A 20,526-nucleotide genomic window follows, 5' to 3' on the forward strand; every position below is an offset into this window, starting at 1 on the left:
CGCGTGTCCGCGCAGGATGACCGTGCGATCACTGGCATGCGGGAGTGGCAGGGCCTGAGTCGCCAATCGGGGGCCGTCCGGCACCTACGAGCTGGCCTGAGCGGGGCGGCCCCGGCCCGTCGTCCTGTGTGGAAGGGTGCGTTCTACATCACCGGTGGGTGTGGGAGGACGTGCGCGTGTCCAGCGAGAAACTGAAGCCGCTTGAGGCGAGCGACCCCAAGAAGGTCGGTGGGTACCGGCTGCTGGCGCGGCTGGGGGCGGGCGGGATGGGTCGTGTCTACCTGGGCCGCTCGAAGGGCGGCCGGCCGGTCGCGGTCAAGGTGATCCACCCGTACCTGGCGGAGGACGCGCAGTTCCGGCGGCGGTTCAATGCGGAGGTCGCCGCGGCGCGGCGGGTCGGGGGCATCCACACCGTGCAGGTGGTGGACGCCCGCGCCGACGCCGATCCGCCCTGGCTCGTGACCGAGTACATCGCGGGACCGTCGCTGCACGAGGCCGTCGGCGAGCACGGCGCGTTCTCCGCGGCGGCGCTCGCCGGGCTCGGCGCGGGCCTGGCCGAAGGGCTGATGGCGATCCATGAGCGGGGCGTCGTTCACCGGGACCTCAAGCCCGGCAACGTGCTGCTCGCCCAGGACGGGCCCCGCATCATCGACTTCGGCATCGCCCGCGCGCTCGACGCCACCTCGCAGACCACCCGCACCAGCGTGGTCGGCACGCCCGGGTTCATGTCGCCCGAGCAGCTTCGGGGCCGCGAGGTCGGGCCGGCCAGTGACGTGTTCTGCCTGGCTGCCGTGCTGGCCTTCGCCGCCACCGGCCGGCGCCCCTTCGGCGAGGGCCCGCTCGAGGCCCTCGGCTACCGCGTCGTCAACGAGGAACCCGATTTGACCGGCGTGCCGGAGCCGCTGCTCCCGCTGATCGCGTCCGGCCTGGAGAAGGATCCGCAAGACCGGCCCGGCCTCGATGTGTTCCTCGAACGTTGCTCCGCGCTCGCCGAGGGCGGGGACGCTCCGCTGCCGGAGCCCGTCAGCACGATGATCGCCACGCGGGTGGCGGAGACCGAGGTGCTGGCGCCCCCGCCGCAGGACGCGCCGGGAAACGGCCGGCAATTTCCGCCGCTCGGACGAATGAAGCTCCCGATGGCCGCCGCCGCGGTCGTGGGCGTCCTGCTGGTCGCCTTCGCCGCCTGGGCCCTCGGGGACGACGGAAACGCACCGGCCACCTCCAAGGCCATCGCCACTGTCCAGCAGACCCCAGCTTCCCCGACACCCTCCCCTCAGCCGTCCGAGACCGCGAGCGCCACCGACAGTCCCACCCCCATCCCCACACCCGATCCCACCCGCAAGGCGTTCGAGAAGATCTCGGCGGGCGACTGCCTGGACGCCTACAAGCGTCCGTCCGGCGAGTGGAGCAGGAGCAAGCCGCGCGCCGTCGGCTGCGGCCGCTCCGACGCCTACCTGAAGGTGCTCAAGGTGGTCGACGACTCCTCCGAATGCATCAGGCACGGCGCCGACCTGGACGGGGAACTGCGGTGGAGCTACGGCGAGGACGCGAACGAGATCGCCCTCTGCGTGCAGCGGCAGTTCCGCACGGGTGACTGTTTCCTGGCCACCAAGGGCGAGAACGAGAACTCCGTCACCATCAGCAACAGCGATCTGATGACGTCGTGGCCGTGCGGGGCCGGCTCCGCTCCCGAGGAGTACGACTACATCCTCCGTATCACCGCGTTCACCAGCGGCGCCTGCCCGCCGGGCGGCAGAAGGGTCCACTGGGAGGTCCGAGGCCGCACCCTCTGCACCCGCATAGTCTGACCACGTCTGCCACCACGGCACCGGCATCAAATCTGGAACGGATCCTCCTGACGCCGAGCTCCGCGCCCTTGGGATCTGCCAAGGTGCACTAGAGGCGGTCCAGCCTCTGCGTGGCAATGAGCTTGCCGAGGCCGACGGCGTAGTTTGGCCGGCCTCGGGGCACAGAGGCCTGCCCAGCGCGCCGCAGCTTGACGCGGTCCTACTTCGTTCGTTATCCAGCCCTGCTCGGGCTCGGCCTCACCGCCTCTGTCCACTGACGGTGCGACTCGACCCGCCGTGGCAGCACAACTCGTAGCATCGGCCGCATGGCATGTGTGCTGGTCGTGGAGGACGATCTGGTCATCAGGTCCGAGCTGGTCGAAGCCCTGGCCGCCCAGGGCTACGAGGCGGAGCCGGCCGCGGACGGGGCCGAGGCGCTGCTGGCCGCCGAGCAGCGGCAGCCTGATCTCGTCCTGTTGGATCTGGGACTGCCCGACGTGGACGGAGTAGCTCTGTGCCGGCGGTTGCGCTCAAGGGTGCCGGACACGGTGATCGTCGTGCTGACAGCTCGTACGCAGGAGTTCGAGGTCGTGGTGGCGTTGGACGCGGGGGCTGACGACTACCTGACCAAGCCGTTCCGGCTGACCGAGCTGATGGCCAGGATCCGCGCACACCTGCGGCGGCGTGGCCCCGCACAGGGAGAGCGCATACTGACGGTCGGGCGACTGCGGCTCGACTTGCCCGCGCGGCGGGCCTATGTCGGGCAAGCGGAGGTGGTGTTGCGGCCCAAGGAGTTCGACCTGCTGGCGGCGCTGGTCAGCCGGGCGGGCGAGGTGGTGACGCGCGAGCAGCTCATGGACGAGGTGTGGGACGAGAACTGGTTCGGCCCCACCAAGACGCTGGACGTGCACGTGTTCGCGTTGCGCCGCAAGCTGGCCGAGCGCGGCGAACCGATGGAGCGGATCGTCACGGTGCGGGGGCGCGGCTACCGTTACGAGCCATGACCGGCTGCTACGTGTCGTGGCCGGGTAGCAGCAGGCTGAACAGCGGGGGCCTGGCGCGGCTCAGTACCAGCCGGCCGCCTTCTGCTTCGGCGAGTGAGCGGGCCAGGGCCAGACCGATGCCGTGGCTGTGTCCGCTGGAGCGGATGAACGGGTCGCTGTCCGGAGCCACGCCGGGCCCGTGATCGCTCACCTCGACGGCTATGCCAGGCCCCACGTCGGAGACGGTGACGGCGACCTCGCCCCGGCCATGGCGCAGGGCGTTGTCGAGCAGGACGTGCAGAACCTGCCGGACGGCGGCGGGCTGGGCGGTGACTGGCGGCAGCGCGGGTTCCACGGTGATGGTCAGGCGGCGGCCCTGCCGGGCCAGCTGGCCGTGCCACTCCTGCCGGACCTCCTCCATCAGTCCGTCCACGTCGAGTGGCTCGGCGGGCGCGCGGCTGTCGCGGCTGAGCCGTACGAGGTCGTCGAGGACCTCCTGCAGACGCTCGCCCCGAGCCAGCGCGGCCTGAACCGCTGGGGCCAGGTCCGCGCCCGGCCGGGACAGCGCCGATTCCAGGCCGAGCAGCAGGCCGGTCAGCCCGGTGCGCAGTTGGTGGGAGACGTCCGCGCTGAAGGCGCGCTCGCGGGCGAGCACGTCGCCGAGACGGCGCGCCGTCGCCTCCAGCGCCTGTGCCGCCTGGTCGGCCTCGCGTAGTCCGGAGCGTGCGGCGCGGATGCTGAAGTCGCCGCCGCCGAGTGCTTGTGCTGCGGTGGTCAGCCTCTCCAAGGGGGCGGCGAGCCGGGTCGACTGGCGTACGGCCGCGCCCGCCGCGAGCGCGATGACGAGGAGGGCAAGGCCGCCCATGAGCAGCCACGCCTGATGGATGCGGTTGTCGATCTGCTCGTTCGGTGTCGCGACCCGGATGACCAGCGCGGTGCCCTCGTCGGAGGGCACCGGCGCGGACACGGCCAGGAAGCCGTTCTCCACCATGTCGTGGACGTGCCCGTCCCTGCTGGAGGCGGCCAGGGGTGAGCGGGCGGGCCCCTCGCCGAACAGCCGGGTGCCGTCCACGGCGTAGCCGCCGACGGCCAGCTCGCCGGACAGGCGCGCGGGCAGCTTCAACCCCGCACCCGCATCGCGGGCGGCCTCATCGGGAACGGCCGTGGCGACCCAGGCGGCGTCGCGTTGCAGGGCGGCCACCGTCTGGTCGTGGTAAAGGATGTTCACCGCGATCGCCAGGGGCACCAGGAAGAGCGCGACGGCCAGGGCGGTCACGCTGACGATCACCACCAGCACTCGCCGCCGCAGCGGCACGCCCTGTGCTGTCACGCTTCCAGCGTGGCAGAAGGAAGGTAAACGCCCCGCTAACCCGGTGTTCAGCGGGCGCTTCCCGGCCTGTTCCTAGCGTGGGAGGCATGAAGGTACGGCAGAGCGTCATCGCCCTGGCCATGGCAGGGCTGGCGGCAGGCTGCTCGGCAGCCGTGCCCGCCCAGCCCAAGGCCGAGCCTCAGGCGCAGACACAGGCACCCGTGAGCGACGGCATCCCGGCTGCGCAGCCCACCGAGTCGAATCCGCCGGGCGACATACCGGACGACACGGTGTTCGTGACCTACCGGCACCCCGGGCAGCCGTATGAGGTGAAGGTGCCTGAAGGATGGGCGCGCACGGACCTGCCCACCGGGGCGAGCTTCACCGACAAGCTGAACAGCGTCCGCATCGAGATCGAGCCCGCCGCCTCCCCGCCGACCGAGGCGTCGATCAGGAGCCAGGTGCGCGGCGGCGACGTCCGCACGGTCGGCACAGTGACCAGGAAGGGCGGCAAGGCGGTGCGGATCGTCTACCGCGCCGACAGCAGCCCCGACCCGGTCACCGGAAAGGTCGTCAAGGACGAGGTCGAGCGGTACACCTTCTACCGGAGCGGGCACGAGGCGATCCTGACCCTGTCCGGGCCGGTCGGCGCCGACAACGTGGACCCGTGGCGTACGGTCTCCGACTCCTTCCGCTGGACGGCGTCGTGATCCTGCAGGCCGAGGAGCTCTACCGGTTCTACCGGTCGGGCGATGAGGAGACCAGGGCGCTGCGCGGGGTGAGCGTCGATGCCGCCGGGGGCGAGGTCGTGCTGGTCAGCGGCCCGTCGGGGTCGGGCAAGTCCACGCTGCTGGCCTGCCTGGGCGGCCTGGACGACCCGGACGGCGGCACGGTCAGGGTGGACGGCCACCGCATCAGCCACCGGCCGGAGGCCGAGCGGGCCGCGCTGCGGGCCCGGCTGGTGGGCGTGCTGTTCCAGAGCGGCAACCTGATCGAGCACCTGACGGTCGCGGCCAACGTGGATCTGGCCCAGCGGCTGGCGGGGCGGCGCGATCGTCGCCTGCGCGACGAACTGCTGGCCGGTCTGGGGCTGGCGGCCAGGGCCGGGGCGTGGCCGAGCGAGCTGTCCGGTGGAGAGTCGGCCCGGGCGGGGCTGGCCGTGGCGCTGGCCAACCGGCCGGCGCTGCTGCTGGCCGACGAGCCCACGGGCGAGCTCGACCAGCACACCGAAGGGCCCGTCCTGCGGCTGATCCGCCGGCAGGCCGGGGAGCGCACCGCCGTGGTGATCGCCTCACACAGCCCGGGCGTACGGCGGCTGGCCGACCGCGTCCTGGAGCTGAAGGACGGCCGAGCGACATGACCGTGGAGCTGCATGATCGGGCGGCCGGCACGACCGCGCTGGTCACCTGTCAGGGGCTGGCCCGCTCGTACGGCAAAGGAGCGAACGCCCTGGTCGCCGTGCACAGCGTCACCTGCGAGCTGCGGCCGGGGCAGCAGATCGCGGTCACCGGCCCGTCGGGGTCGGGCAAGACGACGCTGCTGCACCTGCTGGCCGGGCTCGACCGGCCCACGGCCGGGCGGATCGCCTGGCCCGCCCTCGACGATCACCCGCGTGGCCGCGTCGGCGTGGTCTTCCAGGGGCCCAGCCTGCTGCCTCCGCTCAACGTCGCGGAGAACGTCGCGCTGCCCCTGATCATCGCGGGTGCCGGAGACTCCGAGGCCAAGGAACGGGCGTTGATCGCGCTGGCCGCGATCGGCCTGGCGGACCTGGCCGGCTCACTGCCCGAGGAGCTGTCGGGCGGGCAGGCGCAGCGCGTCGCGGTCGCCCGCGTGCTGGCCGCCGAGCCCCGCCTGATCATCGCGGACGAGCCCACGGCTCAGCTCGACTCGGATCTGGCCCGCCGAGTGGTGGATCTGCTCACCGGGGTGGCCTCCCGACTGGAGTCGGCACTGGTGGTCGCCACCCACGACCCGCTGGTCGCGGCGCGGCTGCCCGCCACATGGGCCATGAGCGACGGAACTCTCACATGCTGATCCTCATCTGGCTGCGCGGACTGCTGTCCCGCCGGGCGGGCAGGCTGGCCGCGGCCGCGGCGGGCATCGCGCTCGCCGTGGCGCTGCCCGCCGCGCTGGGCGCGTTCCTGGCCTCCGCCAAGGCCACCATGACGGCCCGGTCGATACAACGGGTGGCGGTCGACTGGCAGGTGGAGCAGCAGCCTGGCCAGACCGTGTCCGTCCCGATGCCCGGCACCTCCAGGCAAGTGAGCTTCGCCAGGATCGACGGCTTCGAGTCCCGCCAGGCCGGGCAGACCCTGACCACGGGCGCGGGCCAGGTCCTCGGGCTGCCCGCCGGCTACGCCGCCACCTTCCCCGGCGAGCTCCGTCTGCTCGCGGGGAACGCGAACGGGCCGATGCTGGCCCAGCAGACCGCCGCCAACCTGCACGCCCAGCCCGGCGCCAGCATCACCGTGCGCCGCCCAGGGCTGCCCGACACGGCAGTGGCGGTCACCGGGGTCGTGGAGTTGCCCGCCGCCGACTCGCTGTTCCAGCGCGTCGGCGCACCGCCGGGCGCGCAGCCGCAGGCGCCCCCCGACAACGTGCTGCTGTTGCCGGAAGCCGACTGGCACCGCATGTTCGACGGCATCGCGCGCGACCGGGTGCGCACCCAGTTCCACGTCCGCATCGACCACCGGCTGCCGCCCGACCCGGCCGCGGCCTACACCGCGGTCACCGGACAGGCGCGCAACCTGGAGGAGCGCATGGCCGGCAGCGGGCTGGTCGGCGACAACCTCGGCGCGGCACTGGACGCCGCCCGCGAGGACGCCCTGTACTCGCAGGTGCTGTTCCTGTTCCTGGGTGCGCCGGCGGTCGTGCTCGCGGCCCTGCTCGCCGGCCTCGTCACGCGGGCCGGCGCACCACGGCGGACAGCTGAGCAGGCGCTGCTGCGCACCAGGGGCGCCTCCAGGGGGACACTGGCGCGGCTGGCACTGGCCGAGACCGCGCTGGTGGGCGTGACCGGTGTGCTGGCCGGCCTGGGGCTGGCCGCGGTGGCCGGACGGCTGGTGTTCGGGTCGGCGAGCGTGTCGTGGTGGGCGGCCGTCCTGGGACTGCTGGTCGCGGCCGTCACCGTGCTGCCGCCCGCGCTGCGCGCCTCCACCGTGGCGGACGCCCGCCGTCCGGTCGGCGGGCGGCGCCGCTCGCCGATCTGGCTGCGCTATGGGCTGGACCTGTGGCTGCTCGCCGGCTCCGCCGTGATCTTCTGGATCACCAGCAGGAACGGCTACCAGCTCGTCCTCGTTCCCGAGGGGCTGCCCCAGCTGTCGGTCGACTACTGGGCGTTCGCCGGTCCGGCACTGCTGTGGGCCGGGACGGGCCTGCTCGCCTGGCGTCTCACACGGACGCTGCCCGGCCCGTTCGTGACCTGGACGGCCAGGCCACTGGCCGGGGGCCTGGCCGGCGTGGTGTCGGCGATGCTGACGCGCCAGCGGGCGCCGCTGGCCCGCACCGCCACCCTGGCCGCGCTGGCCGTCGCGTTCGCCCTGTCCACGTCCGTCTTCGACGCCACCTACCGCCAGCAGGCCGAAGTGGACGCCGAGCTGACGAACGGAGCCGACGTCACCGTCTCCCAGACCACCGCCACGCGGGCAGAGCTCGCGGCAGTGCCCGGCGTGTCCCGGGTCGAACCGCTCCAGCATCGCTTCGCCTACGTCGGCTCGGACCTGCAGGACCTGTACGGCATCCGCCCCACCACCACCCGGCTGCACGACACCTACTTCTCCGGCGGCACCGCCCGTCAGATCCTCGACCGGCTCGCCCGCCGTCCCGACGCGCTGCTGGTCAGCCAGGAGACCGTCAACGACTTCCAACTCCGCCTCGGAGACCAGATACGGCTGCGCACCGAGGACGGCAGGACCGTCCCCTTCCACTACGCCGGCATCGTCACCGAGTTCCCGACCGCGCCCCGCGACAGCTTCCTCGTCGCCAACGCCGCCTACCTGGCCCACCGGCTGCCCACCGACACCACGTACCTGATCACCACCGACGGGACCCCGCCCCACCGGGTCGCCGCCGACCTGCGCGGCAAGCTCGGCCCGACGGCGAAGATCACCGACGTGGAGACCAGCCGCCAGGTCGTCGGCTCCAGCCTCACCGCCGTCGACCTGTCCGGCCTCACCGCCATTGAGCTCGGCTACGCGCTGGCCCTGGCTGGCCTGGCCACCGGGTTGCTGCTCGTGCTCGGCTTCGCCGAGCGGCGCCGTACGTACGCGCTCGCCAGGGTTCTCGGAGCGACCCCGCGCCAGCTCGGCTCCTTCGTGTGGACGGAGGTCTGCCTGGTCGCACTGGCCGCGATCGTGCTGGGGACTGTCTGCGGGTGGGCGCTGTCACGGATGCTGGTGGCCGTGCTCAGCGGGGTCTTCGACCCGCCTCCCGATTCACTGGCCGTGCCGTGGACCTACCTGGCCGCCGTCGCCGGCCTCGGTCTGGCGGCGCTGCTCGCCGCCGGAGCCGCCACGGTCCGAGCCACCCGCAGTCCGCCGCTCACCGTGCTCCGTGACCTGTGACGCGGCCTTGTCCGTGGATGTCGCCGCCCGGAAAGGTGGCAGTTCCCGCCCGGACAGTCTGAAGGCGTTCACCGCCAACATGATCGCGGCCGGGGTGAGGATCAGCGAGCCCAAGGTGTCGCTGGGGTAATGCGCTCCGAGGTAGACCCTGGCAAGCATCTGCCCGATCACGAGCACACAGCCCACCACCAGGACCGGCAGGAACAAGCGAGTGTTCCTCGCCAGCAGCGCGACGGCCACGACGATCGCCAGCGTCAGGCAGACGTGACCGCTGGGAAAACTGTCCGGGCCCAGCTCGTGCACCAAGGCGTGGCCGGCGGGCGGACGCGGGCGGGCGACGAGCGTCTTGACCAGTGGGCTCACGCACCACCCTGCGGCAATCACCACCAGCGCTGACCAGGCCGGTCGGAAAGGCCGCCACACGACAACCGCGACGACGAGCACACCGACGAGCACGCTGCCCACGGCTGTGCCGAAGCCCACGTTCAGCACCTGCGCCACCGCGGTCCACCCGGGCGAACGGATCGACTGAACCAGCTCGCTCGCCCTCGCATCCGCGGCGGTCCAGCCGGGCGAGCGGGCGGCGAATCCCACCATCACCCCGAGGACGAGCAACGTCGACGAGATCGCGATCCAGAACCACGGCCGACCTGCGTTCGCTCTGCTCGTGGTGCCGGATCGCATGGATGCCACGCTAGGGAAGGCCACATCAGCGCAACCTCAGCACCCGGTTAACGCGGCGCTAACCCAGGCGCTGTGCCGCAGGAAGTTAACCTCACGCTGTCGTTGGCCCAACCTGCTGTTATCCGACGTTCTCGCAGGCTGGAGCGGTCAGCAAGACCCCTATCGCATTGGAGACCCCTGTGCGCAAGCCTACGATCATCGCCGGACTCGCCGCTGCCGCCGTCCTCGTGACGGGTGGAGGCGCCGCCTTCGCCTCCTCTCTGCAGCACAGCCCCACCTCCGCCCCCTCCTCCACGGGACAGGCCCCCGACAGCAAGGTCAGCACCCCCGAGCCCAGCGCCGAGCAAGAGGAGCGCAACGAGAAGAACGAGCAGAACGAGAACGCCGAGCCCGAGAAGAACGAGCAGAACGAGAAGGCCGAGGACGGGGAGAACGAGCAGAAGGAGAAGAACGAGAAGGCCGAGGACGGCCACAACGAGAAGAGCGAGAAGGGCGAGTCCGAGGACGGCAACGACGACTGAGTCCTGGATCGGACGCCCTCCACACGTGCACCGGCGATGCGGAGGGCGTTCGAGGTCAGAGCCGAAGGAGATGTCATCCCTTGGGCTGGTGCGATCGTGTCGTTGACCTTGGTATCGGCCGGCGTCGCCGCGCGCCTTCCTAGGCTGACCGGCATGCGACTGCGGTGGATGACGAGCATGCTCGCTGCGGCCGCGGTCGCCGCGGCCTCCTGCGGCGCGCCGCCCGTCCCCATGGCGGCGGCCCCCGAGCCCGGGCCGCCGCTGCAGTCGCCACCGCGGCAGCAGCCCATGCAGGCACCTGAGCGCAAAACTCTCCTTGACGTCTACGCCCACGACAGGCCGGGGATGCTCAACCCGAAGGTCCGGAACGTGACCCCTCGCGTGTATGTCCCCAACAGCGAGTCGGGCACGGTGGACGTGATCAACCCGCGGACCTTCCAGGTCGTGCGCCACTTCCGGGTCGGCAGCCTGCCCCAGCACGTCGTGCCCTCCTGGGACCTCAGGACGCTGTGGGTCAACGAGAACAAGGGCAACAGCCTCACCCCCATCGACCCGGTGACGGGCCGTCCCGGCAGGCCGGTGCCCGTGGACGACCCGTACAACCTGTACTTCACCCCCGACGGCTCGTACGCCCTGGTCATGGCCGAGCGCAACAACCGCCTCGACTTCCGCGACCCCCGCACGATGCGCCTGGTCCGCTCCCTCCCTCTGCCGTGCCGGGGCGTCAACCACGGCGACTTCACCGCCGACGGATCCGTGTTCCTGGCCAGCTGCGAGTTCTCCGGGCAGCTTGTGGCGATCGACTGGAAGCGTCCCCGCGTACGGAAAGTGATCAGCGTCGGGGCGGGGAACATGCCGCAGGACGTCAAGCTCTCGCCCGACGGCCGGGTCTTCTACGTCGCCGACATGATGGCCGGCGGCACCTGGATCATCGACGCCGCCGCCTTCCGGCGTCTGGGCTTCCTGCGCACCGGCAAGGGCGCGCACGGCCTGTACGTCAGCAGGGACTCGCGCTCCCTCTACGTCTCCAACCGGGACGAGGGGACCGTCTCCGTCGTCTCCTTCGCCGGCCGCAAGGTGGTCGACCGGTGGCGGATCCCGGGCGGCGGCTCACCCGACATGGGTGGGGTGTCGGCGGACGGCAAGCAGCTCTGGCTGTCCGGCAGGTATCACGGGGTCGTGTACGTCTTCTCCACCGGGACGGGCAAGCTGCTGCACACGATCAAGGTGGGCCGGGGACCGCACGGCCTGTGCTTCTTCCCCCAGCCCGGACGCTACTCCCTCGGCCACACCGGCGTGTTCCGATGACCGCCGCCGGCCCCGCGGAGGCCTTGTCGCGGAGGAAGATCTTTCAGGCATTAGTCGTGTTCCTAGCGAGGCCGCGGCGCCAGGCGCGCGATGATGCCCCATGCCGAACACGCGGGCCGCGAGCCGCTTTCTGGTCGAACTGGGGCGAAATGGCAGGTTGATCGTGGCGGCGCGGGCACTGCGAACCTTCGGGTACGGCTGCACCAGCGTGCTCCTGGCCGAACTGCTCGCCCAAGACGGCGACGACCCCTGGCAGACCGGCCTTCTCCTGTCCCTCGCGTCCGCCGGCTCAGTGGTCGCCAGCCTGACGCTCGGCCTGTTCGCCGACAGGTGGGGGCGGCGGCGCACACTGATCGCCTGCGGCTGCCTGATGGCGGTCGCCGGCGTCGCCTTCGCGCTCAGCGAGTCCTATCCCATCCTGCTCGCCGCCGCCTTCATCGGAACCATCTCGCCGTCCACCAATGACAACACGCCGTTCTCCGGCGTGGAGCAGTCCATCCTCGCCCAGACCTGCGACCCTCGCCGGCACACCACTGTCTTCACCTGCTACAACGTCACAGCCATGGCGGCCGGCGCCCTCGGCGCGCTGGCCGCCGCCGCGCTCGCGCTCCAACCATGGGTGACGGCCGCCGACGCCGCCTTCGCGCTGTACGCGCTCCTCGCCGTGTGCACCGTGCTGCTGTTCTGGCGCCTCTCGCCCGAGGCCGAGGCACCTCCGTCCCCGCGCCACCGCCAGGGCCACCATCGTGTACGGGTGCCCGGACCGGTCCGCCGCCTGGCCGCGCTGTTCGCCCTCGACGCCTTCTCCGGCGGGCTGGCCGTCCAATCCATCCTTGCCTGGTGGTTCGCCCAGCGCTACGGGGCCACCAGCGCACAACTCGGCCTGGTGTTCTTCGCCGCCAACCTGCTCCCGGCCCTCGCGCAGCTCACCGCCCCCTTCCTGGCCTCCCGGCGCGGGCTGCTGGCAGCCATGCTGCTCCCCCATCTGGCCGCCAACCTGCTGCTGGCCGCCATCCCGTTCGCCCCCACCCTCGCCAGCGCGGTCACCCTCCTCCTGCTCCGCCAGACCCTCTCCAAGATCGACGTCCCGGCGAGGCAGGCCTTCACCGCCGCCATCGTGCCCCCGGCACACCGAACAACCGCGGCCAGCATGACCAGCGTGGCGCGAAGCGTCGCCGTGTCCGTCAGCCCTCTCGCGGCCACCACCCTTTTCACCGGAGCCCTGGTCATGATCGGGGCACCCCTCCTAGTCGGCGCCGCCTTGGGCATCGGCTACGACATCACGCTGTGGCGGGCGTTCCGGGCCGCACCCATGGACAGCTGATCGACATCCGGCGCATCCACGGTTGAAGAAGGAAGCTTTCGGCATGCCAACGTCGAGGGCGAAAAGCGCAACCCACCCGCAACCGCTATCCCCACTTCCGAAAGCCCGAATGGCGGGATGGAACCACTGACGTGTGATGCGACGGCAGCCGTGTCCGGGCCTCGGTTCGACGTCTACGCCCAGATCACCACGATCAGCGGCGCGCAGTGGGCGCTGCCGCCCGTCGAGGTTCTTGCGAGCCAGCTGGTATGCACGCCAGGTCAGTGCGGTATGCGGGCGCACGTGATACTGGTCCAGGTCACCGACAATCCGGATCGATGAGTATGGCTGCGCTGGGAGGCCCGTGGGCGTGAGCCGGTCGGCCCGCGGCACTACGTACACGCGGGCGCTGGAGGGCCGGCGCGCAAGCATCAGACCGTTTCGGGACACACTCCTAACGCCTCACCGACCTGCCCGGTTGCGGCGTACCCAAGCGCCCGAGCCTGCCCGGCGCTCCATCCGCCGCCGCTACGCCTAGGGTGAGGTGGCCTTGGCTGACCTGACCACCGGGTACAGCGGCGGACACTCCACTCACCACTGCATCATCCACCGGCCAGGACGCTCCAGGTAGAGCGACCACACGCAAGCCAGACATCGCATCGGGCAAGATCCTTCACCGCCAATGTCTGTTCCTGGGTTTCCCGACCCCGTATGTCAAACCTTGCCCCTTGCCTGCCCACTTAACGGCAAAGGAGTAGGACCGCTGCAACTATCGGGGCATAGCGTGGCGCTCACCATCGAAGTCCCCCTGGAGGTGGTCATGAGCGACTCGTTGCCGCTGCGCGCACCTGCTTATGTTCGTCACTTCGACAAGCTCGTCGATCTCACGCTGGCCGCGATCACCGTGGTGGTGTTCGTCGCCGCCGCTCTCGCCACGTTCGTGCAGTCACCCTGGGACGGTGCGATCCAGCTCGCTCTGGTCCTCGCCGTGCTCATGCTGTTCCGGCGGCGCTGGCCCATGCTCGCACTGCTGCTGTCGATCGCCGCGATCTTCGTCTACCACCTCTCCAGCTGGTCCCCCGCAGGGTGGATCTGGCCGGCCTCGGTCGTGTACTTCACCGCGGCGGCCACGCCTCGGGTGCGCTGGGCGGTGGCCATCGGCGTCGCCCAGCTGATCTACTCCGCCATCGACGCCCGCTGGATCATCCACCAAAACCTGACCCGCTACCTCATCCACACCGTCGGCGAAGGACTGCTCCTCACCGTCGTCATCGGCGCGGGACTCGCGTACGCCGCGACGTTGCGTTGGCAAGAACGCCAGTACTCCGCCGGTTGAAGGCCGGCTCGGGGCCAAACAGGCGCGACGGCATGATGACTTCTCCAGGCGGGCAAGGGGGCAGACAGCACACCATGTCAGTCTCTGGGCGATTGACGCATCTGCTGTCCAGGAGGTCATGGTGGTGGAAGTACCGGACGGCCCGGAAGGAGCTGCACCTGGCGTTCCTCATCGAGGCCCTGCACGAGGAAGCCGAGCGGCTAACCGCGGCGGCAGACCGACATGCGAAGAGCCGATCCGGGAGTTGGCGAGCAACCGCTCGCCCGACGCAATCACCGTGATGTTGTCCGATCTGTCGCTCCGCGGTGGCGGCGCAGGCAAGGGACGAATGGCGTCGAACCCCGGCTCGTACGAGCCGCGCGGGATCAACCTGCACATCCTGTCCGGCACCTGGGCCGGCATCCACCGCCCCAACGGGCAGAGCATCGCCGACAAGATGCTGTTCATGGTCGCCGCCATGGCCGCCGAGATAGAACGCGATCTGATCCAGGAGCGCACCCTAGACGGCCTAGCCGCCACCCGCGCTGCTGGCCGCACCGGGCCGATCGCCGTCACTGACGGCGTGCTGGCCGCTGCCGGACCCGCCGCGCCCGCGGGCAGTCCGTCACCCAGATCGCGCGCGAGCTCGGCGTGGGCCGCTCCACGCTGTATCGGGCGCTGGAGAACGACGAGCCGACCGTCGTGAGCACCGGGCCCAGCTCATAACCCGACGGCGTGAGGTGAGTCGAGCGCGGTTGCCGGGCTGTGGGCCCCAGAACTCCTGGGGAGACGGTCACCGCACGGCATATCGTGCTGGGCAGTGGCCGCCGGAGCATGCTCAACTGACGGGATGCAGAGTGCGATCACGAGCCTCATCGCCGTCGTCGGCACGCTTCTCGGCGCTACAGCCACCTATATCTTTCAGGCGCGCGCCACGAAGCAGGCGCGATGGGAAGCCCGCGATGAGCGGCTCTGGCAAGAACAGCTCGCCGCCTACAGCGCCTTCGCCGGCGCCATCACCTAGTACCGAGCAAGGGAGAACGCCCGTTGGTATCGCAAGCGGGACGACCCGGACGGCTTGACGTACATCAGCGCTCGGGATGAGTCGCTAGATGTATTGACCCGCAGGGTTGTTGACTCGGGTGATCGGGGGCTGGCCTCCGAGTGCGGTGTGGCATCGGTGGTGGTTGTAGGTGTGCAGGAAGTCTTGCAGAGCTGCGGTGCGTTCGTCATTGCTGGAGTAGGGGCGGATGTAGGCCCATTCGTCGAGCAGGGTGCGGTTGAAGCGTTCGACCTTGCCGTTGGTCTGGGGCCGGTAGGCGCGGGTGCGTTTGCCGCTCGCGCCGAGGTCGGCCAGGGCTTGGCGCCAGGCGGTGCTGCGGCGGTAAGCCAGGGCGTTGTCGGTCAGCACGCGTTCGATCGTGGGGATGCCCAGCCCGGCGAAGTAGGCGGCTGCGCGGCGTAGGAAGGCGGCGCAGGTGCCGGCTTTCTCATCAGGGTGGATCTCGCTGTAGGCGATGCGGGTGTGGTCGTCGACGGCCGAGTGGATGTAGTCGTAGCCGACGGTGCGGCTGGGGTGGTGGCTGCGTTGGTCGCGGCCGTGGATGCGCCAGCCGCCGCCGTCGGGGATACGGCCGATCTTCTTGACGTCCACGTGCACGAGCTCGCCGGGGCGATCGCGTTCGTAGCGGCGGATCAGCTGGCCGGTGGGCCGGTCCAGCCATGCCAGCCGGTGCAGGCGATGTCTGGTGAGGATCCGATGCACGGTGGAGGTCGCCAGCCCGAGGATGGGCCCGATACGGGCCGGACCGAGCTTACGGCTGGTACGCAGCCGGCATACCTGACGCTCCATGTGGGCGGGGGTGCGGTGCGGCGTGGTGTGGGGCCGGCTGGGACGGTCGTGCAGGCCCGCCTCGCCCTGTTCGCGCCATCGACGTATCCATTTGTGGGCGGTGGGCCGGGAGATGCCCATTTCAGCGGCCACATGCGCGACCGGCCTGCCGGACAGGATGCGATCAACGAGCAGACGTCGGCCATGAACGGTCAACCGGGCGTTACGGTGGGACACGAGGCCTCCGCGCGGTGAAGATTCGACACCTACACCACATCGGAGGCCTCTCCTTTTGATCAAGACCTCACTGTTAACAACGCTCGTGGTCAATACAGCTAGATGAGCGCGCGAACGCTAAGGCCGCGTTGTTCAGGCTGCGGCTGCTCAACCCGGATGCCGAGCTGAGTCAGCTCGCATCGGAGGCGTTGGAGGTCACCACGGCCATCCACCGCGCCCCGGATGAGGCCGGGCGAGCCGAGCAGTCAGAGCGCTCGCAGCTCGCGCTCCTGGCTTTTGTCGAGGCCGCCTCGGGCCAGGTTCGTGCCGGGAGTACGGGGCGTCAACCGCTGGAACCACCAGGCGGTGCCCGGCTCGGCGGCGTACCATCGCGGTCGTGATCCCCTCCGACCCGACAGGGCCCGCCGACGGGATCGACGCGGTCACCGCTTGTAACCAAGACTGGAACCCCACGAGGTGCGACGTCGACAGCGGGCTTGCAGCCCGTCAGGCCAGCCGAACACAAACCTCATGGTGGTCTCGGGCGGCGTGTCGTGAGGCAACGAAACACTGATCGGCTGCGATGTTGCTGCTGGCAGATCTCTTCAGCCCTTCAACGGTGCAGGAGCGCAGTGATGATGGATCTCGGATTCGTCGGCCCCAGCCGCCCCGCCCAGGACTACCGCTTCCTCAAGGCGGCCGACGGCGACACCCCAACGATCGAGATGTCAATCGGGATGGTGTCCCTCGACACCCCCGAAAGCGAGTACGTCGGCAACCCTCCCACCGCCCAGGCCGCCCTCGAGCGGGCCAAGCCCCGGCTGCAGGACGGCACCTACGACGCCCTCCCCCAAGGTCTGCGCGACTACCTTCGCCCCGGACGCCGCCCAGCGGCACCTGACCGCCGGCAAGCTGGCCGCCGAAGCCCACAAGAGCATGGTCACCACCCGGCTGGCGCGGCCGGACGGCTCGCAGCGCAAGATGGCGGTCATCGCCACGGGCGAGGTGGTGGAGAAGAACGGCCGGCTGCTCGCCTACACCGCCCCCTATTTCTCCCACACGCCGTCCGACCCGCTGCCGCCTCGGGGCCACCCCGATCGCAGGACGTTCAACCTCGACATGGTCGCGCTCGGCTGGGCGGCCACCTTCATCATCTACCCGTCCATCCCGCGCCCTGCCGACCTGAACTTGCTGCTGGACGAGGCCGAGCAGGCCTGGCAGCAGCAGCGCGGCGCGTGGGCCCAGTTCGGGCCGGATCTGCTGCTGGGCTACGAGTACCAGGCCTGCATCAAACTCGGCACCCCGTCACCTCGACGACCCCGCCGAGGCGATCGCGAGCGCCTTCCAGCGGTGGTGCGTGGACCTGCGCACCCTGACCGAGGTCGGCCTGTACGGCTACCATGTCCCGCCCGCCCAGCGGTTGTGGATCTGGGCCAGCGACCTGGAACAAGCCCGCAAGGACCTGTCCCTGCCCACTCTGTGAAGCGTGCGGGACACCGGGAAGCCCTTGGTCCTGTGGATTTGCGAGACGCAGCACAACGACGCCGGGCAAGCCCCCACGGCCGTTACTCGCCTGTAACGGCGCAGTTCGTCCAGACTGATCTTCTTCGCTATGGGCGCCATCCTCGTCCACCTCAGCTTCACCCTCAGGGGGTAAGCCACTCTGGGCAGAGGCCCGGATCTGGCTCATCAGCATCTCGTACGCGCCGATCAGGGCCAAGCCGGGCCAGCCGGCGATCAACCGGCCGATCAACGTGGGCTCGGCGACAGCGATGTTGACGCCCAAGCTGGCCAGACTGCTGAGAATGAGCAGCGCCCATGGCAGGAATCCACCGCGTGAGCCATACCGGCTCGCAAGGAGCAGCGACATCGACGCGGCCACGATCGTGCCGTCCACCGCCAAGGGGATCAGTGTCGCAGCCAGCAGATCCTCGCCATGCTGGAGCGCCAGATGGCGCATGAGGCGGAAGGAGACGACCGCCGCGATTCCTGCGACGAGCAGTACGGAGACTGTGGTGGTACGGCGTATCCAGCGATCCGAGCGGCCGCGACGGCGAGAGGACGCGCTCACGAGATCACGTCCTCGACCAAGAACTGAGCGCGTCGTGCCTGGCGGCGAGGGAGCGGACGAACGGCCTCTATGGTGACAGATCGTGAGCCTGTCCGGAGTGCGGTGGAACGGGGCCGTGATGGCCCCGTTCCACCTGTTCTGTGTGCCCCTGGGAGATCCGCACCTGTGACCGCTGTCAGGGCTAACTGAGTGGCCACAAAGGGCCTGCTCGGGGCCTCCCGAACCCGATTCAAAGCTCTAGTCTGCAGGTCCCCGCACGCTGCCGAACAACCGATACGGCAGCCACACGACGGGCGCGCGAACCACCTCGCGCAACTTGGCCTCCGGGAGCAAAGGATCTGTGCCATCGAATGCTGACCTTCTAGCGCTTTCGGACGACGACAGCCGACAGAGCAGCGCGCCACAAGATGTCTGGCGAACGACCGAGGAAGTGGCGGCCCTGCTCAAGGTCGACCCGTCCACCTTGCGCCGCTGGCGTACCGCGCGGCCGCCGCAGGGACCGCCCTTCGTCCGGCTGTCGTCGCGCTTGACGCTCTACAGCATCCACGACCTCCAGCGGTGGCTCGCGCACCACCGCATCGCCCCAGAAGGAGATGATGCGTGACCAAACCCAAGGAACTCCCCCCGCAAGGAGTCTCCCTCTCGGCAGACATCGAACATCGGCCGGATCGCTCATCGCCGTATCGAGCCCGTGTCCGGTGGGTCGAGCCGGCGACGAAACAGCGCAAGTCGAGGTCCGAGGCGTTCGAGACGGCCGACGACGCGGAAGCGTGGATCGCCGGCATGGAGCGACTGGCCCAAGGTGGCGTTGACCCCAGGCTCGCCACCGCCACCCTGGCCGAATATGGCGAGAGCATCATGAAGCTGGCGGTGCGCGGACTCGAGGCCAAGACGCTCGACCCTTACCTGGCCGGCTGGCACAAGCGCATCGTCCCAGCTCTGGGCCATCTCCCCGTGCGCATGATCACGTACGGAGCCGTCGACAGGGTGGTCTGCGGCTGGATCGCGGACGGCTGCAGCCGATCCACCGTCAAGAACAGCCTGGCCATGCTGGTGCGGATCATGGAGCAGGCCGTCCGGGACGGCATCATTGAACGCAACCCGGCACGCGTGACGGGTTGGCAGCGCGAGTACCGCCTCGCCGAGGACGAGCTGGACGATCCGCGCGCTCTCGCCCTGCCGGACTGGGCGGCGCTCCTCCGTCTGGCCGCCGCGCTCGTGAGCCGCTCCGCGGGCGAGTACGCGGGCTGGGGTGATGTCGGGATCTTCACCGCCGCCACCGCGGCACGGATCGGCGAGACCTCGGGCGTGCGGGTCGGCGACATCGACACCCGGACGTGGACCTGGACGGTGCGGCGCCAGACCACGCCAGGTCCCGGTGGGCTGATCGACAAGGGCACCAAGGGCAAGCGCGCCCGGGCTGTGCCGCTCATCGAGGAGGTCCGCGACCTCATCGCCCGTCGCATGGCCGAGATGGATCACGATCCGTCCGCCAGGCTGTTCACCGGCCCTCGGGGCGGACGCATCACCACCGCTGTGCTGCGGGATGCCACGCATTGGGACGAGGTGGTCACCAGTCTCGGCTTCGAGCACCTGCGGCGTCACGACCTGCGTCACACGGGGCTGACGTGGATGGCTGATGCGGGTGTCCCTGTGCACGTGCTGCGAAAGATCGCCGGTCACGGGTCGCTGAGCACGACCCAGCGATACCTGCACCCGGACGCGCGATCGATAGCCGCGGCCGGCGCCGCGCTGAGCAGCCACCTCTCCACCGGCTGGTCCCCAAATGATCCCCAGCTCAAGATCGCGAGAGAGCCCATGATCACACCCGCCACAACGAGAAAGACCGGCCTACCTGGGCTTTCACCCAGGCCGACCGGCCTTGTATCACCGTCGGGACGACAGGATTTGAACCTGCGACCCCTTGACCCCCAGTCAAGTGCGCTACCAAGCTGCGCTACGTCCCGGTGTGTGTCCGTCCCTGCGGGGCGAGACGTCATAACCTTAGCGCACATCGGAGGCGCCCGTGCACATCGCGGGCGGGAGCGGAGGCGATCTTGGGGCGTAGGCCGGCGATCGATCGCGAGGAGCTGGCGAGGCTCGTGGCCGAGGGGTGGAGCGTGCGGGATCTGGCCGCGCGGTTCGGCGTGAGCGAGTCCGGGGTGCTCCAGGCCAAGCGTGCCGCCGGGCTGGTGAAGGCGACGCTCGATCACAGCCGGGCCGTGCCGTGGAAGGTGGCGCGGGCGCACCTCCAGTCCGGGCCCGCCACGAACCTGCGCAACCTGTCCGCCGCCGCCCAGGGGAAGCCGCCGGCGTCCGAGCGGTTGAACACCGCGCTGCGGTGGGCGCAACGGCTCGTCGACGCGGGTCTCGACGTGGCGTACGACCCCGAGGAGGGGTTCCGGGAGGTGCCCGTGGAGCCCGGCGGCCGGTCTCATGTGGCCGCCGTGCTGGCCGAGGCGCGGGAAGCGCTTCACATCGAGTGACCCCTTCTCAGGGTCACTGAGCACGACTTCCTGGTGATCGCGTCGGCTGTACGGGGCTGAGGGCGTCGCTCAGGCTCTCCGTCGCGGTCCGGGGCCAGGGGACTTCCGTGGACGCGTCGTGGCTGACAGGGTGCCGTGCGCCGTTCCACG

The 20,526-nt window shown here is 70.3% G+C and carries 17 protein-coding genes, 1 tRNA gene and 3 pseudogenes; 16 read left to right on the forward strand and 5 right to left on the reverse strand.

The window, feature by feature from the left end:
* Positions 1-176: 176 nt before the first annotated feature.
* Positions 177-1,808 carry a serine/threonine-protein kinase gene (locus tag HD595_RS00635; RefSeq protein ID WP_253764983.1) on the forward strand — a complete coding sequence of 544 codons (1,632 nt, stop codon included), beginning with the start codon at positions 177-179 and terminating at the stop codon, positions 1,806-1,808.
* 305 nt (positions 1,809-2,113) lie between these two features.
* Entirely contained in the window at positions 2,114-2,791 is a 678-nt protein-coding gene (locus tag HD595_RS00640) for a response regulator transcription factor (RefSeq protein WP_253764984.1), read from the forward strand.
* A 7-nt stretch (positions 2,792-2,798) separates the two neighbouring features.
* Here HD595_RS00640 and HD595_RS00645 read toward each other — a convergent pair whose 3' ends face one another.
* On the reverse strand, positions 2,799-4,100 hold the full coding sequence (locus tag HD595_RS00645) for a HAMP domain-containing sensor histidine kinase (protein WP_253764985.1): 1,302 nt from the start codon (positions 4,098-4,100) through the stop codon (positions 2,799-2,801).
* An 86-nt stretch (positions 4,101-4,186) separates the two neighbouring features.
* Between HD595_RS00645 and HD595_RS00650 the strand changes: the two genes are divergently transcribed.
* Genes HD595_RS00650 through HD595_RS00665 form a run of 4 tightly spaced genes read left to right on the forward strand, consistent with a single transcriptional unit; the run spans position 4,187 to position 8,641 of the window.
* Entirely contained in the window at positions 4,187-4,789 is a 603-nt protein-coding gene (locus HD595_RS00650; RefSeq protein WP_253764986.1) for a hypothetical protein, read from the forward strand.
* A complete protein-coding gene (locus HD595_RS00655; RefSeq protein WP_253764987.1) occupies positions 4,747-5,439 on the forward strand; it encodes an ABC transporter ATP-binding protein in 693 nt (230 codons plus the stop codon). Before HD595_RS00650 ends, HD595_RS00655 begins: the two co-directional genes overlap by 43 nt.
* Positions 5,436-6,113, forward strand: a complete 678-nt coding sequence (locus HD595_RS00660; RefSeq protein WP_253764988.1) for an ABC transporter ATP-binding protein — start codon at positions 5,436-5,438, stop codon at positions 6,111-6,113. The genes HD595_RS00655 and HD595_RS00660 overlap by 4 nt, the downstream gene beginning before the upstream one ends.
* The gene (locus HD595_RS00665; RefSeq protein WP_253764989.1) at positions 6,107-8,641 is read left to right on the forward strand and encodes an ABC transporter permease; all 2,535 of its coding nucleotides are present in this window, start codon (positions 6,107-6,109) and stop codon (positions 8,639-8,641) included. The genes HD595_RS00660 and HD595_RS00665 overlap by 7 nt, the downstream gene beginning before the upstream one ends.
* Before the next feature lie 72 nt (positions 8,642-8,713).
* Here the strand turns inward: HD595_RS00665 and HD595_RS00670 are convergent.
* A pseudogene (locus HD595_RS00670) lies at positions 8,714-9,325 on the reverse strand (phosphatase PAP2 family protein); the annotation flags it as partial.
* Between the two features lie 179 nt (positions 9,326-9,504).
* Here HD595_RS00670 and HD595_RS00675 point away from each other — a divergent pair.
* From HD595_RS00675 to HD595_RS00700, 7 genes and pseudogenes are all read left to right on the forward strand, one after another.
* Positions 9,505-9,846 carry a hypothetical protein gene (locus HD595_RS00675; protein WP_253764990.1) on the forward strand — a complete coding sequence of 114 codons (342 nt, stop codon included), beginning with the start codon at positions 9,505-9,507 and terminating at the stop codon, positions 9,844-9,846.
* Between the two features lie 153 nt (positions 9,847-9,999).
* Positions 10,000-11,154, forward strand: coding sequence for a YncE family protein (locus HD595_RS00680; protein ID WP_253764991.1), 1,155 nt, complete (start codon positions 10,000-10,002; stop codon positions 11,152-11,154).
* Between the two features lie 100 nt (positions 11,155-11,254).
* Entirely contained in the window at positions 11,255-12,478 is a 1,224-nt protein-coding gene (locus HD595_RS00685) for an MFS transporter (RefSeq protein WP_253764992.1), read from the forward strand.
* 799 nt (positions 12,479-13,277) lie between these two features.
* Entirely contained in the window at positions 13,278-13,793 is a 516-nt protein-coding gene (locus HD595_RS00690; protein WP_253764993.1) for a hypothetical protein, read from the forward strand.
* A 328-nt stretch (positions 13,794-14,121) separates the two neighbouring features.
* Positions 14,122-14,316, forward strand: a pseudogene (locus tag HD595_RS47140) (hypothetical protein); the annotation flags it as partial.
* A gap of 89 nt (positions 14,317-14,405) precedes the next feature.
* Positions 14,406-14,498, forward strand: coding sequence for a helix-turn-helix domain-containing protein (locus HD595_RS47145; protein WP_420540747.1), 93 nt, complete (start codon positions 14,406-14,408; stop codon positions 14,496-14,498).
* Positions 14,499-14,622: 124 nt separating this feature from the next.
* Positions 14,623-14,796 carry a hypothetical protein gene (locus HD595_RS00700; RefSeq protein ID WP_253764995.1) on the forward strand — a complete coding sequence of 58 codons (174 nt, stop codon included), beginning with the start codon at positions 14,623-14,625 and terminating at the stop codon, positions 14,794-14,796.
* An 84-nt stretch (positions 14,797-14,880) separates the two neighbouring features.
* On the opposite strand, the gene HD595_RS00705 is transcribed toward HD595_RS00700, so the two are convergent.
* Together HD595_RS00705 and HD595_RS00710 are read right to left on the reverse strand one after the other, a co-directional pair.
* On the reverse strand, positions 14,881-15,840 hold the full coding sequence (locus HD595_RS00705) for an IS481 family transposase (RefSeq protein WP_253764996.1): 960 nt from the start codon (positions 15,838-15,840) through the stop codon (positions 14,881-14,883).
* A gap of 1,267 nt (positions 15,841-17,107) precedes the next feature.
* On the reverse strand, positions 17,108-17,890 hold the full coding sequence (locus HD595_RS00710; protein WP_308211088.1) for a DUF2637 domain-containing protein: 783 nt from the start codon (positions 17,888-17,890) through the stop codon (positions 17,108-17,110).
* A gap of 430 nt (positions 17,891-18,320) precedes the next feature.
* Between HD595_RS00710 and HD595_RS46540 the strand changes: the two genes are divergently transcribed.
* A complete protein-coding gene (locus HD595_RS46540; RefSeq protein ID WP_253764998.1) occupies positions 18,321-18,494 on the forward strand; it encodes a helix-turn-helix transcriptional regulator in 174 nt (57 codons plus the stop codon).
* A 458-nt stretch (positions 18,495-18,952) separates the two neighbouring features.
* Positions 18,953-19,552: pseudogene (locus HD595_RS47150) on the forward strand (tyrosine-type recombinase/integrase); the annotation flags it as partial.
* 231 nt (positions 19,553-19,783) lie between these two features.
* On the opposite strand, the gene HD595_RS00725 reads toward HD595_RS47150, so the two are convergent.
* Positions 19,784-19,857, reverse strand: a tRNA-Pro gene (locus tag HD595_RS00725).
* 90 nt (positions 19,858-19,947) lie between these two features.
* On the opposite strand from HD595_RS00725, the gene HD595_RS00730 reads away from it, so the two are divergent.
* Complete coding sequence (locus tag HD595_RS00730; RefSeq protein WP_253765000.1) at positions 19,948-20,376, forward strand: helix-turn-helix domain-containing protein; 429 nt, start codon at positions 19,948-19,950, stop codon at positions 20,374-20,376.
* The last annotated feature ends 150 nt before the right edge of the window (positions 20,377-20,526 follow it).

It is taken from the genome of Nonomuraea roseoviolacea subsp. carminata (assembly GCF_024172185.1).
In the GTDB taxonomy this organism is placed as follows: Bacteria; Actinomycetota; Actinomycetes; order Streptosporangiales; family Streptosporangiaceae; genus Nonomuraea; species Nonomuraea roseoviolacea.